Source organism: Sphingomonas bisphenolicum, from assembly GCF_024349785.1.
GTDB classification, from domain to species: Bacteria; Pseudomonadota; Alphaproteobacteria; order Sphingomonadales; family Sphingomonadaceae; genus Sphingobium; species Sphingobium bisphenolicum.
Map to the genome: position 1 here is coordinate 873,302 of NZ_AP018817.1, position 12,930 is coordinate 886,231.

Below are 12,930 nucleotides of genomic sequence, written 5' to 3' on the forward strand. Positions count from 1 at the left end.
ACCTTACGACCGCGCCGATATGGCGAAAATCGCGTTAACCATTTTTTATCGCTTCCCGGTCCAACCTGCTGTTCGTGGAAAAGGGGGTCCAGATCCATTGAGTTAGATTGGTAACAGGGGAAATCACATGGGCAACAGCATCAAGAGCGCAGAATTTCTAATGGAAGCCCGTCTGTCGCGGGGGGCATATGGATCGGCGGAAGACTGTTTCGACCTGGGCGTGGCCTATAGCTGCGGCACCGGCGACCTGCCGATCGATCTGGTCGAAGCACATAAATGGTTCAACCTGGCGGCGCTGCGCGGCAGCGAGCAGGGCCAGTCGATGCGCGCCGAAATCGCCGAGGAAATGACCGCACGCGAAATCGCCGAGGCACAGCGTCAGGCCCGCGCCGTCATCGCCGCCAGCCAGTTGCGCGCCGCCTGATCAGTCGCTTTTCCTGAACGGAGTTCGTTCGGCCAGCCACATCCGGTCCTGCCGCACGCCCGCGCGTTCGGCCGTCAGGAAATCGGCGATAGCCCGGCGGAAGCCCGCATTGGGAATATAGTGGGCGGAAAAGGTCGGTTCGGGCGCATAGCCCCGCGCCAGCTTGTGCCCGCCCTGCGCGCCCGCCTCCACCTTGTGGAGCCCACGCGCGATCGCCGCGTCAATCGCCTGATAATAGCAGAGTTCGAAATGCAGGTTGGGGACATCCTGCGTGCAGCCCCAATAGCGTCCGTACAGCGTGTCCGCGCCGATCAGGTTGAGCGCGCCCGCGATCGGTTGCCCGTCGCGCAGCGCCAGGATCAGCAGTATCTTCTCCGCCATCGTCTCGCCCAGAATCGAGAAGAAGGCGCGGGTCAGATAGGGCTGCCCCCATTTGCGCGCACCGGTATCCTGGTAGAAGCGCCAGAAAATATCCCAATGCCTCTCGGTCAGGTCGCCGCCGCTCAGATGAACGATCTCCAGCCCCTCGACCGCGCGCGCGCGTTCCTTGCGGATATTCTTGCGCTTCTCGCTCGACAGGTCGGCCAGGAAATCAGCAAAGCCGTCATAGCCGCGATTGGTCCAGTGGAACTGGCTGTCCTCCCGGATCAGCCAGCCCGCCGCCTCGAACAGCGGCAGCTGATCGGGCGCGATGAAGGTCGCATGCGCGGACGAGAGATTATTGCGCTCCACCAGCGTCTCGATCCCCGCGATCAGGGCGGGGGCATATGCCTCGTCCCGCAGCAATAATCTCGGGCCGGGCACGGGAGAAAAGGGCGCGGCGATCTGGATCTTGGGATAATAGCGCCCGCCCGCTCGTTCCCAGGCGTCGGCCCAGCTATGGTCGAACACATATTCGCCCTGACTATGGCTCTTGCCATAGGCGGGCGCGGCGGCTGCTATCTGCCCGTCCGGCCCATCGACCACGATCGGCAGCGGTTGCCAGCCGGTCCCCTCACCGACGCTGCCGGACCGTTCCAGTGCGACCAGAAAATTCCATGATATGAATGGGTTATTGTTTCCGGCGCAGCCATCCCACTGGTCGCGATCAAAGTCCGCGACTCCCGATGCGATCCGCGCCACCAGTTCAGTCATGGCCACGCTCGAAGATGCTCTGGTCGGCATGGATCGCCGCACGGGCGCGATCGGCGGCGCTGCGCACGGTCCATGTCAGCACGGGCAGTCTCCCGGCGCGGGCGCGGCGGGACAGGCGGGATGGCAGGTCGCGAATGTCACAAGCCAGAAAATCGGGTTTCGACAGCCAAAGCGCAAGGGCGCGTGCGATGCCGCCGCGAATCCGCCCCTTACCCTGCTGTGTCACGACAAGGCCGCGCACCTGTCCAACTTGCTGTTTCACGAACCAGCGCATCGCCCATGGATTGAACGACATGACCGCCACCGGCGCATCGGGCCAGCGGCTAAGGTCGCGGGCCACCGCTGCGCAGACGGACCGGACATGCCGCCCCTCCGCCTTGATCTCGACCAGCAACGGGACCCGTCCGCCACATCGCGCCAGCAGCGCCGACAGGCGCGGGATCGCGCCGCCATCGGGCAGGGGGACGCCGTCAAGCGCCACGGCGTCGAGCGCCGCGACCGCTTCGTCGCGGCCCGCCATCCGCGTCAATATCGCGTCGTGAAAGACGAAGGCGACGCCATCCCGGCTCGCCCGGACGTCGCATTCGATGCCATATCCCGCGGCGATGGCGGCGTCGAACGCCGCCATCCCATTCTCGCTCATCCCCTCGCCATGCCATCCGCGATGGGCGAAGGGGCGATCGGTCGGAAAATCAGGCCTGCGCTTTGACAAGCACGATCGCATCGATTTCGACCACCGCGCCCAGCGGCAGCACCGGCACGCCGACCGCGCTGCGCGCGTGCTTGCCCGCCTCGCCGAACACCTCGACCATCAGTTCGGACGCGCCATTGGCGACCTTGGGCTGGTCGGTGAAGCCTGGCGCGCTGCTGATGAAGGCGCCCAGCTTCACGATCCGCTCGACCCGGTCGAGCGATCCCAGCGCCGCCTTCATCTGGGCGATGAGGTTGAGGCCGCACACCCGCGCCGCGGCGACGCCATAGTCCAGTTCCTTGTCCTCGCCCAGCCGGCCGGTCATCAGGCCGTCGGGCGCCAGCGAGATCTGGCCGGAAATGTGCAACAGTCCGTTCGCCTCGACCGCGGCGACATAGGCGGCGACGGGTGCGGCGGCCTGGGGCAGGGTGATGCCCAGTTCGGTCAGGCGGGCTTCGATGCTCATGGGTTAACTCCTTGGGTTGCGTCAATATCGACGGGGGCTGGCCCTTCGGCCAGCCGCTGCGTGATCCACTGTTCGGCGCCCGCCCAACTGTCGATCCGCGCATGGGCATGGGTCGCGTCCGCCACGCTGGCGGCGATTTCCGGTTCGCCGACCATGTGCAGCCGCCACACGCCCGGCGCATGGGCGGCGACCGACTTATGATGTTCGGCCAGGTCGTCGATGAACAGCGCGACGCTGGGTTGGCGCTCCGCCACGATGGCGGCCAGCGGCGGTCCCTTGCCGCCCTGGTTCCAGTGAACCGGCAGGGTCAGGCCATGCGACGCCAGCTGTTCGGCCCGCCGCTGCTGGTGCCGCTCGGTAATGTTGGTCAGCACGACGATGTCTGCCACACGGGACAGGCGCTGGATCGTCTCGATCGCGCCCGCGATCGGCGTCTGCCGGTGCATCTCGGTCTCGAAAAAGCCCAGCAGCAATTCCCATACCAGCGCCCGCTCGACCACCGCGCCGCTGTCCTTGTGCCGCAGCGCCTCGCCAAAGCCGCGCTCATGCATGTCGAAATGCACGTCATGCGTCTCGTCCAGCCAGTGGCGGAAGGGCACGACCATGTGCAGCAGCACCTCGTCGCAATCGGTGATGATCAGCGGGCGGGTCATCGGCTCAATCTCTCCTGCGCCGCGATCAGCGCGGCGGGGGTTGTGTCGATCGCCTCGGCGCAGGCGATCAGGTCCGGCTCATGGTCGGCCAGGAAGGCCAGCACCGCGCCCAGGATCGCCGGATTGTCGATTCCCGCGCGCAGCGCATCGGCATTCAGCCCGGTCAACGACAGCAGCCGGTCGACCCGTCCGACGTCGCTCAACGTCCATCCCAGCGCCATCAGCGCCAAGGTTGCGGCATCCGGGCCGCTATCCTGCTTGCCATTCGCTGTATCGGGTCGCATGGTTGGTTCTCGGGGCGGGGGCCGCTATAGGCGCGCTCCAAAGGCATTTTCGGACCGCGGGTGACTGGTGGCAAAGCGCGTGCTCGTTGTCGAGGACAACGAACTCAATCTGAAACTTTTTTGCGACCTGCTGCGCGCGCACGGGCATGAGGTGCTGCCGCTGCGCGACGGGCGCGACGTCCTGGCCCAGGCGCAGGCCTTCCTGCCCGACCTCGTCATCACCGACATCCACCTGCCCCATGTCAGCGGTCTCGACCTGATCGTTTCGCTGAAGGCGGACGAACGGTTGTCCGCGGTCCCGATCATGGCGGTCACCGCCTATGCCGGGCATGGCGACGAGGACCGGATTCGCGCCGCCGGCGCCCAGGCCTATGTGTCGAAACCGATATCGGTGCTGCGCTTCGTCGAGCAGGTGAACGCCCTGCTGTAACGTTTCCGACAGCTTCGTCACAGCGCTGTCATATCCTTTTCATGGGCGTGACTTCGTTTCGAAGTCCTGCCGTCATTCCGCTCTGCCACCTCGCTGCCCCAAGGGCGCGGCGTTCCGCCGACAGCCCTGCAAACACTACAGGGGTAGATATCCATGTCTCATCTGACCGACGAGGCCCGCGCGCCGTCTCGCGCCGCGCAGCCCACCATCGATATGGGCGACCAGAGCCTGGAGGCGATCATCGCCGCCAATCCGGGCCGTCGCTCCGTGCTGAAGAACGGCCTGCTCGGCCTGTCGATCCTGCCCATGCTGGGTACGCTGGCCGCATGCGGCGACGATGATGACGATTCGAGCACGCCGACGCCGACCCCCACCCCCACGCCGACCCCGGCGCCCAGCTACGGCATCAGCTTCGCGCCCGTCGCCGCCAACATGAACGACACCGTGACCGTGCCCGCCGGCTATACCGTCGATGTCCTGCTGAAGGCCGGCGATTCGGTCGAAACCGGCACGGCTTATTCGGGCAGCTTCCCGACGGCGGCCGATGCCGAAAAATGGGCTGGCGGCAACCATGACGGCATGGAATATTATGAACTGTCCGGCACCGACGCGAACAGCGGCGGCCTGCTGGCGATCAATTTCGAACTGCCCGACTTCAACATCCTGTTCGCGGACGGCCAGCCCGATCCCGTCACCGCCACGGCGGAACAGCGCGCCATCGCCCTGTCGGGCGTGGGCGTAGGCGTCGTCGAGATCGCCAAGGGCTCGGACGGCAAGTGGGGCGTCAAGGCCGGCTCCAAATATAACAAGCGTTACACCGGCAACAGCATCTATCGGGCCAGCGGCCGCGCCTCTGGCCTGCTCTCGACCTCGATCAAGGGCACGCTGAACAACTGCTCGTCGGGCCGCACCCCCTGGGGCACCTATCTGACCTGCGAGGAAACGACCGACAATTATCTCGATCCGTCGCAGCCGGAGGAAAATTACGGCTGGGTGGTCGAAATCGATCCCTATCAGGAACTGGACGCCGCGACCAAGCGCACCGAACTGGGCCGTTTCGACCATGAAAACACCGCCTATATGGCCGACAGCAACAGCCGCGTCGCCTTCTATATGGGCCATGACGGCACGCCGGGCTGCATCTACAAATTCGTCTGCGACCGCGCCTTCAGCAGCAGCAACCGCGCCCAGAACCGCGACATGCTCGATCATGGCACCCTCTATGTCGCCCGCTTCAACGCGGACGGCACCGGGGAATGGCGCGCGTTGGTCCAGGGCCAGAACGGCCTCGTCGTCGGCGCTTCGGACCCGGGCAACGTCAGCCAGGGGCCGCAGACCCCCGCGATCGTCGACTTCCGCAACCAGGCGGATGTCCTCATCAACACCATCTCGGCCGCCCGCGTCGCCGGCGGCACCGTCATGGACCGTCCGGAATGGATCACGGTCGCGCCCGACAACAGCGCCGTCTTCGTGACGCTGACCAACAACAGCAGCCGCGCGGTCGTCGATGCCGCCAATCCGCGCACGCGCAATCGCCACGGCCACATCATCAAGTTCAAGGAAGAGGGCAATTCGCCGCTCGCCATGAAGTTCAGCTGGGAAATCTTCCTGCTGGCGGGTGATCCGAGCCTGGCCGGCTTCGGCGACAAGCTGGAAGGCAATATCAACGGGGATACCTTCTCCAGCCCCGACGGCATCCGCATCGATCCCAAGGGCCGCCTGTGGGTCCAGACTGACCACAGCGTTCCCGGTTCGTCGGGCGATTCCTCGCGCACGATCGAGCAAATCTTCGGCCAGAACGCGATGTTCTACATCGACCAGACCACCAAGAAGTCGTCGCGCTTCCTGGTCGGGCCGAAGGGCTGCGAGATCACCGGCCTTGCCTATACGCCGGACCTCAAGACCTTCTTCGTGAACATCCAGCATCCCACCGGCGACTGGCCGGTGTCGGGCCAGGAGCCGCGCTCCTCGACCATCGTCGTGCGCCGCACCGATAGCCAGCCCGTCGGCAACTAGCCATCATATTAAAAGCCCCTCCCCTTCAGGGGAGGGGGTTGGGGTGGGGGCGTCCGAAAGGCGCTCCCATTTCCTTTGCTAAGCTACGGCGCAGATCGTCCCTGCCGCACCAACAGGAAAAGGCCCGTTCCCACAAGGGGACGGGCCTTTTCCTGTTCGAAAACCGAAAGATCAAACGCGCAGGCGGGAAGCCCGCAGCGGTTTACTTGATCTTGGCTTCCTTGAACTCGACATGCTTGCGCACGACGGGGTCATATTTGCGGAAGCTGAACTTCTCGGTCTTGGTGCGCGGGTTCTTCTTCGTGACGTAGAAGAAGCCAGTGTCAGCCGTGCTGACGAGACGAATCTTGACGGTTGCCGGCTTGGCCATGGCCCTATTCCCTGGTCGTAATTGCGTAAAAAGATAAAGCTGCCCCCCCGGATGTGGAAGGGGGACCGCCCCGTTTCAGCGGTGGCCCATGGGGCAGATTCGGGTTCATGTCAAGGCTGGGCATCCCATCGCGCACCGCGATCTACAGGCTTTACACGCCTTTAACCAATCGGGCGCATGATCGTTGGCGGGGCGACAAGACGGGGGCTTTCCCATGCGACATGATCCGATGCTGGCCATATTGGCGGACCTGATGCGCCGTGTCGATGGGCTGGCGAACCAGCGCGGCCACCTGTCGGTGCCGCGTCTGCATGACGAACTCGACCAGATTCGCCACATCGCCCGCGCCTTCCGGCTCGATGCCGTCGAAGGGCTTGCGGGCACGCTCGAATCGGCCTTGTCGCTGCACGGGCTCGGTCCGATCGTGCTGTCCTATCTCGACTTGATGCGCGATGCGATCGCGCAGGACATGCCGGTCGCCGACATCGTGTCGATGATCCCGCCGGCGATGCCGTCCGCCACCGTCCGCGCGCTGCGCGCCTGATTCGCGCCGCCGGATGGACGCCCTGCTGATCGCCCTGCTCGGCTGCCTGCTCGGCGAAATCGGCGACAAGAGCCAGTTGCTCGTTCTCGCGCTCGCCACCCGCTACGATCGCAACGGCGCGATCATCGCCGGCATCGTCGTCGCGGCCGCTGCCAACGCCGCCCTCTCCGCCTTTGCCGGCGCGTGGATCGGGCCGATGCTGGGCGCGGACGCCCGGCTGCTCTTCATGGCGCTGTCCGTCCTGTTTCTGGGCGCTGGCCTGTTCTGGCGGCCCTCCGCGCCCGATCCGCTGGCCGGCTGGCCGACCGGCGCTTTCCTGACCACCGCGCTCGGCCTCTTCATCCTGGGCTTTGGCGACGGGCCGCAATTCCTGATCCTGGGGATCGCCACCCGGACCGCCGATCCGATGCTGGCCGGCATCGGCGGCACCATCGGCGTCATCGCCGCGCTGGTTCCCGTCGTGCTGCTGCGCGATCGCATCCTGGCGGTGCTGCCGCTGCGGGCGATCCGCTGGACCGGTGGCGTTCTGCTCTTGCTGGCGGGGGCCGTGATGGCGCTCGTCGCAACCGGGCTGCTCTGATCGACCCACTGCATCAGGCTGATCGGGATTTCCTGCCTGAAAAAATGGCACCAACTTGGCGCGAGATCATTATATATCCGAAATCATTTTCGCGAACAGGAGGATAGTGCATGACCGCGCCCGATCTGAAGACCCCGACCGACCTCAAGAGCAATGCGACCAAGTCGGTTGCCGACGCCCTCAACGGCGCGCTGGCGGACAGCTATGCGCTGTATCTCAAGACCAAGAATTTCCACTGGCACGTCTCCGGTCCGCATTTCCGTGACTATCATCTGATGTTCGACGAGCAGGCGACCGAGATATTGGGCGTGACCGACCTGATCGCCGAGCGCGTGCGCAAGACCGGCAATGTGACCCTGCGCTCGATCGGCGATATTTCGCGGCGCCAGACCGTCAAGGATAACGATGCCGAGTTCGTCGGCCCGGCAGACATGCTCAAGGAATTGCGCGACGACAATCTGGCGCTGGTCGAAACCTTCCGCGCCGTGAAGGCCGCCGCGACCGAGGCGGGCGACAACGCGACCGAGGGCATTGTCGACGACTGGACCGACCAGGCCGAACAGCGCGCCTGGTTCCTGTTCGAAGCTGCCCGCGGGGTCTGATTCGCCTTAAGCCCATGAAAGAGCCCGCCGGTGCAGACCGGCGGGCTCTTTCATGTCCGGAGCGAAGGATCAGGCCTCGCTGGCCACCGCAATCTGTACGATCTCGACCGCTTCGCTCTTACCGGCGAAATCGACCTTCTCGCCGACCGCCGCATCCATCATCGCGCGGGCGAGCGGGGCGGAAAAGCTGATCCGCCCTTCATTTGGGTCGGCCTCGTCGTCGCCGACCAGTGCCACCGTCCTTTCCTGCCGGTTCAGGCGATAGGTCACCCGCGTCCCGAAGGCGACCGCGTCGCCACCGGGCGCAGCCTGCAACTCCGCCGTCGCCCGCCGCGTGCGCCAGTAGCGCAGCACTCGCTTGTGCTTCTTGGCGGCCTCTTCCTCCATTGCGGCGGTATCGACGGCTTCCAGCGCCTCGACCTTCTCCCGCGTCAGCCGCAGTCCGCGCGCGGTGACCCAATTGGGGCCGGGCGGGATCGGCAATTCGAACTTGGGCTCCATATGCTCGTCATCGCTCTCGCGACGGAAGGCGACGCTCATGTCAGTCTCTTTCCTGAATATATCATCCGTTCGGGATGAGCCTCGAAGCCCGCGCCCTCGACGGGCTCAGGGCGAGCAATCGCTCAATCCTCGTCGAACAGACCCGCGAGCTGCTCCACCATGGTCCCGCCCAGTTGTTCGGCGTCCATGATCGTCACCGCCCGCCTGTAGTAACGCGTCACGTCATGGCCGATGCCGATCGCCACCAGTTGCACCGGCGATCGATTCTCGATCCAGTCGATCACCTGGCGCAAATGCCGCTCCAGATAGGTGCCGCTGTTCACCGACAGGGTGGAATCGTCCACCGGCGCGCCGTCGGAGATCACCATCAATATGCGTCGCTCTTCGGGCCGCGCGATCAGCCGGCTATGCGCCCATAGCAGCGCCTCGCCGTCGATATTCTCCTTCAGCAGCCCTTCGCGCATCATCAGGCCCAGATTCTTGCGCGCCCGCCGCCACGGATCGTCGGCCTTCTTGTAGACGATATGGCGCAGGTCGTTGAGCCGCCCCGGCATCGGCGGCCGCCCGGCCGCCAGCCATTCCTCGCGGCTCTGCCCGCCCTTCCACGCCCGCGTGGTAAAGCCCAATATCTCTGTCTTGACCCCGCACCGCTCCAGCGTGCGCGCCATGATGTCGGCGCTGATCGCCGCGATGCTGATCGGCCGCCCGCGCATCGACCCGCTATTGTCGATCAGCAGCGTGACCACGGTGTCGCGAAATTCGGTGTCACGCTCGATCTTGTAGGACAGCGAATGGGTGGGATCGATCACGATCCGCGCCAGCCGCGCCGCGTCCAGCATCCCTTCTTCCTGGTCGAAGTCCCATGACCGCGACTGTTGCGCCATCAACCGCCGCTGCAAGCGGTTGGCGAGCTTCGTCACCGCGCCCTGCAAACTCACCAGTTGTTGGTCGAGGAAGCCGCGCAGCCGCACCAGCTCATCCTCGTCGCACAGCTCTTCGGGGCTGACGACCTCGTCGAACTTCAGCGTATAGGCCTTATAGTCGAAACCGGGCGGCAGGTCGGACATCGGCCGGTTGGGGCGGACCGGCATCATGCCTTCCTCGCCCATATCGTCTGCGCCTTCGTCGCTGTCGGCGTCGAACTCGTCGCTATAGTCGGTTTCGCCCTCTTCGCTGTCGCCGCCCTGATCCTCGGCGCGCGCTTCGGCATTCATGTCGCTGTCGCCGGATTCCTCCTCGCCGCTCTCGCCCTCTTCCGGCTGGTCCTCCTCGTCCTCGCTTTCGTCCTGCGATTCGGGCTCGTCCGTGTCGGGCGGCACGTCGGCGTCGATCAGTTGCAGATGCTCCAGCATCGCGGTGGTGAGCTTCTGGAAGGCGCGCTGGTCGTCGATCGCCATGGTCAGGGCATCCAGGTCGGACCCCGCTTTGTCCTCGATCCACTGGTCGACCATCGCCACGCCCGCCGCCACATCCTTGGGGATGGCCTGGCCCGTCAGCCGCTCGCGCACCTTCAACGCCAATGCAGTGGACAGCGGCACCTCGTCGGCCGACCGCGCCCGGCGGATCGCATCGGACTTCAGCCGCAGGTCCAGCGCATGGTTGAGGTTGGCGCGCACGCCCTCCATCGCCCGCGCGCCGATCGCTTCGACCCGTGCCTGCTCGACCGCGTCGAACACCGCGCGCGCGACCGCCTCGCCCGGCGCGGAGGCGGCATGGACCCTAGCGTTATGATGGCGCAGCTTGAGCGCGGACGCGTCGGCGAAACCGCGCGCCAGCGCCACCTGATCGGCGGGGAGGGCGCGGCTGGGCGTCGGCACCTTGATCGCCTTGCCCACGGCATGGGGCGTATCGGCGGTGAAGGCGACCTCGACCTCGGCGTCGCGCGCCATCGCCCGCGCCGCGCCGGACAGCACATCCTTGAAGGCGTCGATGGGGGAGCGTTCGGTCATGGAATCAGCAAGGCCTCGCGCAGCGCTACCCGCTCGGCCGCACCCACGCCCAGCACATCGCGCAAATAGCCATCGATGCCGCCATGCATCGCGTCGAACTGCGCGAACAGCGCCTCCAGATAGGCCGCGTCGGCGATCAGCAGCGGCTCCACCACATCGGCCTTGGCCTGTTGCAGCCGGCTCAGATGGTTCTCGCCCTGCGCCAGCCGCCATGTCCAGTCGGCATGGCTGTTGGTCAGCAGATAATCTTCGATGATGACATCGCGCGATACGCCCAACGCCGCCAGCACCATTGCCGCGCCCGCGCCGGTGCGGTCCTTGCCCGCCGAACAGTTGATCAGGATCGGCAGGTGGCCGGCCAGCATCTGCCGGAACATCGCGGCATAGGCCTCGGCGTGGTCGGTCGCGATCTCATGATAGACGGCCAGCATCGCCGCCTTCATGTCCGCGGCGGTCGTCCGGTCTTCGCGCACCAGGTCCATCAGCACGCCGGTCGCCCCGCTATAATCGCGGCAATAATAATCGACGCTCGCGTCATGCCAACTGGTCGGTTCCGACTTGCGCTCGCCCGGACGGCGAAAATCGCAGATGGCCCGGATGCCCAGCGACCGTAATTGCGCGCTGTCCTCCGGCGTCAGCAGCGCCATCGTGCCCGACCGGTACAACATGCCGCGGCGCACCCGCCGGCTGCCCATGGTTGGATAACCGCCAAAATCGCGCAGGTTGAACGCGCTGGCCAGCGGCAGTCCGCTGCGTTCCATCACCGCCTCCTCGCTCATGGCCGCTCCGGTTCGCCAACGCGCGGCACGGCAACCGTCTCGATCTGCGTCTCGACTTCGCTCATCAGCTTGTGGACCGGGCATTTTGCCGCCACCGCGATCAGCTTGTCATGCTGCTCGTCGCTCATGTCGCCGGTCAGGGCGATGCGCGTGGTCAGCTTGTAGACGCCCTTGCGCTCCTGACTCGCATCGCGAACCACGCCGACATGGATAGCCTCCAACGGAATATCGTTGCGCTGCGCATACCAGAGCATCGTCATCGCCTTGCACGCGCCCAACGCCGTATCATAGAGGTCATGCGGGTCCGGCCCGGCATCATGCCCGTCCGGCGCCGACATGTCGGCCACGATCTCATGCCCCCGGATGCTGATCCGGTGCGCCGTCCCGCCATTGGGGTCGATCCGTTCGACGACGATCATCTCTTGTCTCCCTGCCGTGCCAAAAGCGCCACTAGCAGGGCGAACGGTCAGTTCGCCCGGCTCGCCACGCTTTCCGGCAAGTCCTTGCCGAACACGCGCTGATAATATTCTGCGACCAGCGCCCGTTCGGCCTCATCGCATTTGTTGAGGAAGCTCAGGCGGAAAGCGAAGCCGACATTCTTGAAGATCAGCGCATTCTGCGCCCAGCTGATGACGGTGCGGGGCGACATGACGGTCGAGATATCGCCGTTGATGAAGCCCTGCCGCGTCAGTTCGGCGACCTTGATCATATTCTCGACTTCCTTGCGGCCGCCCTCATGATCATATTCGCCCGACTTGGCCAGCACCACCTGCGCTTCGGTCGCGGCGGGCAGATAGTTCAGCGCCACCACCAGATTCCACCGGTCCATCTGGCCCTGATTGATCTGCTGCGTGCCGTGGTAGAGGCCCGTCGTATCACCCAGACCCACGGTGTTGGCAGTCGCGAACAGGCGGAAATGCGGGTTCGGCCGGATCACGCGATTCTGGTCCAGCAGCGTCATCTTCCCGTCCGTCTCCAGCACGCGCTGGATCACGAACATCACGTCGGGGCGACCGGCGTCATATTCGTCGAACACCAGAGCGACCGGGCGCTGCAACGCCCAGGGCAGCAAGCCTTCCTTGAACTGCGTCACCTGCTGCCCGTCCTGCAGCACGATCGCGTCGCGCCCGACCAGATCGATACGGCTGATATGCGCATCCAGGTTGATGCGGATGCACGGCCATTTCAGGCGCGCGGCGATCTGCTCGATATGGCTCGACTTGCCGGTGCCATGATAGCCCTGCACCATCACGCGCCGGTTGAACGCAAAGCCCGCCAGGATCGCCAGTGTGGTGTCCGGGTCGAACACATAGGCGGGGTCCAGGTCGGGCACACGCTCGTCGGCCTGGCTGAAGGCCGGGATCTTCATGTCGACGTCGATGCCGAAGACGTCGCGCGCATCCACTTCGCGGTCGGGCGCTTCCAGCAGCGTTTCGGCGCGGGTGTCGGGCTGGACGTTGGAAATATCGGTCATCGGGTCATCATCTTCCTGCGAGTCATGTCCGCC

The 12,930-nt window shown here is 65.3% G+C and carries 17 protein-coding genes; 6 read left to right on the forward strand and 11 right to left on the reverse strand.

The window, feature by feature from the left end:
• Positions 1 to 127 precede the first annotated feature (127 nt).
• A complete protein-coding gene (locus SBA_RS04265) occupies positions 128 to 424 on the forward strand; it encodes a hypothetical protein (RefSeq protein ID WP_224548267.1) in 297 nt (98 codons plus the stop codon).
• On the opposite strand, the gene SBA_RS04270 is transcribed toward SBA_RS04265, so the two are convergent.
• From SBA_RS04270 to SBA_RS04290, 5 genes are read right to left on the reverse strand one after another with little or no spacing between them, the layout of a single operon-like run.
• A complete protein-coding gene (locus SBA_RS04270) occupies positions 425 to 1,558 on the reverse strand; it encodes a GNAT family N-acetyltransferase (RefSeq protein WP_261936679.1) in 1,134 nt (377 codons plus the stop codon).
• Positions 1,551 to 2,201: a glycerophosphodiester phosphodiesterase family protein gene (locus tag SBA_RS04275; RefSeq protein ID WP_390902432.1), complete on the reverse strand. Its 651-nt coding sequence runs from the start codon at positions 2,199 to 2,201 to the stop codon at positions 1,551 to 1,553. The genes SBA_RS04270 and SBA_RS04275 overlap by 8 nt, the downstream gene beginning before the upstream one ends.
• 49 nt (positions 2,202 to 2,250) lie before the next feature.
• Entirely contained in the window at positions 2,251 to 2,715 is a 465-nt protein-coding gene (locus SBA_RS04280) for a RidA family protein (protein WP_224548264.1), read from the reverse strand.
• Complete coding sequence (locus tag SBA_RS04285) at positions 2,712 to 3,368, reverse strand: DUF2608 domain-containing protein (protein WP_224548263.1); 657 nt, start codon at positions 3,366 to 3,368, stop codon at positions 2,712 to 2,714. Before SBA_RS04285 ends, SBA_RS04280 begins: the two co-directional genes overlap by 4 nt.
• Positions 3,365 to 3,652, reverse strand: coding sequence for a DUF3572 domain-containing protein (locus tag SBA_RS04290; RefSeq protein WP_261936009.1), 288 nt, complete (start codon positions 3,650 to 3,652; stop codon positions 3,365 to 3,367). Before SBA_RS04290 ends, SBA_RS04285 begins: the two co-directional genes overlap by 4 nt.
• Before the next feature lie 67 nt (positions 3,653 to 3,719).
• Here SBA_RS04290 and SBA_RS04295 point away from each other — a divergent pair, with 67 nt between their 5' ends.
• Together SBA_RS04295 and SBA_RS04300 are read left to right on the forward strand one after the other, a co-directional pair.
• Positions 3,720 to 4,082: a response regulator gene (locus tag SBA_RS04295; RefSeq protein ID WP_224548261.1), complete on the forward strand. Its 363-nt coding sequence runs from the start codon at positions 3,720 to 3,722 to the stop codon at positions 4,080 to 4,082.
• A 153-nt stretch (positions 4,083 to 4,235) separates the two neighbouring features.
• A complete protein-coding gene (locus SBA_RS04300) occupies positions 4,236 to 6,098 on the forward strand; it encodes a PhoX family protein (protein WP_261936010.1) in 1,863 nt (620 codons plus the stop codon).
• Between the two features lie 202 nt (positions 6,099 to 6,300).
• Here the strand turns inward: SBA_RS04300 and rpmG are convergent, their stop codons facing one another.
• The gene (rpmG, locus tag SBA_RS04305) at positions 6,301 to 6,468 is read right to left on the reverse strand and encodes a 50S ribosomal protein L33 (protein WP_066599119.1); all 168 of its coding nucleotides are present in this window, start codon (positions 6,466 to 6,468) and stop codon (positions 6,301 to 6,303) included.
• A gap of 214 nt (positions 6,469 to 6,682) precedes the next feature.
• On the opposite strand from rpmG, the gene SBA_RS04310 reads away from it, so the two are divergent.
• The 3 genes from SBA_RS04310 (at position 6,683) to SBA_RS04320 (ending at position 8,194) form a co-directional block, all read left to right on the forward strand.
• On the forward strand, positions 6,683 to 7,012 hold the full coding sequence (locus SBA_RS04310) for a hypothetical protein (RefSeq protein WP_261936011.1): 330 nt from the start codon (positions 6,683 to 6,685) through the stop codon (positions 7,010 to 7,012).
• Positions 7,013 to 7,025: 13 nt separating this feature from the next.
• Positions 7,026 to 7,592: a TMEM165/GDT1 family protein gene (locus tag SBA_RS04315; protein WP_261936012.1), complete on the forward strand. Its 567-nt coding sequence runs from the start codon at positions 7,026 to 7,028 to the stop codon at positions 7,590 to 7,592.
• A gap of 110 nt (positions 7,593 to 7,702) precedes the next feature.
• Positions 7,703 to 8,194 (forward strand): Dps family protein, encoded by a 492-nt coding sequence (locus SBA_RS04320; protein WP_224548257.1) that lies wholly within the window; start codon positions 7,703 to 7,705, stop codon positions 8,192 to 8,194.
• A gap of 69 nt (positions 8,195 to 8,263) precedes the next feature.
• Here the strand turns inward: SBA_RS04320 and SBA_RS04325 are convergent, their stop codons facing one another.
• The 5 genes from SBA_RS04325 to cobS all read right to left on the reverse strand — a co-directional run bounded on the left by SBA_RS04325 (position 8,264) and on the right by cobS (position 12,897).
• The gene (locus tag SBA_RS04325; RefSeq protein ID WP_224548256.1) at positions 8,264 to 8,734 is read right to left on the reverse strand and encodes a GreA/GreB family elongation factor; all 471 of its coding nucleotides are present in this window, start codon (positions 8,732 to 8,734) and stop codon (positions 8,264 to 8,266) included.
• Between the two features lie 83 nt (positions 8,735 to 8,817).
• The gene (gene cobT, locus SBA_RS04330; RefSeq protein WP_261936013.1) at positions 8,818 to 10,644 is read right to left on the reverse strand and encodes a cobaltochelatase subunit CobT; all 1,827 of its coding nucleotides are present in this window, start codon (positions 10,642 to 10,644) and stop codon (positions 8,818 to 8,820) included.
• Positions 10,641 to 11,423, reverse strand: coding sequence for a tyrosine-protein phosphatase (locus tag SBA_RS04335; RefSeq protein WP_261936014.1), 783 nt, complete (start codon positions 11,421 to 11,423; stop codon positions 10,641 to 10,643). The genes cobT and SBA_RS04335 overlap by 4 nt, the downstream gene beginning before the upstream one ends.
• Positions 11,420 to 11,842 carry an OsmC family protein gene (locus tag SBA_RS04340; RefSeq protein WP_224548252.1) on the reverse strand — a complete coding sequence of 141 codons (423 nt, stop codon included), beginning with the start codon at positions 11,840 to 11,842 and terminating at the stop codon, positions 11,420 to 11,422. The genes SBA_RS04335 and SBA_RS04340 overlap by 4 nt, the downstream gene beginning before the upstream one ends.
• Before the next feature lie 47 nt (positions 11,843 to 11,889).
• Positions 11,890 to 12,897, reverse strand: coding sequence for a cobaltochelatase subunit CobS (cobS, locus tag SBA_RS04345; protein WP_224548250.1), 1,008 nt, complete (start codon positions 12,895 to 12,897; stop codon positions 11,890 to 11,892).
• Positions 12,898 to 12,930: the final 33 nt, after the last annotated feature.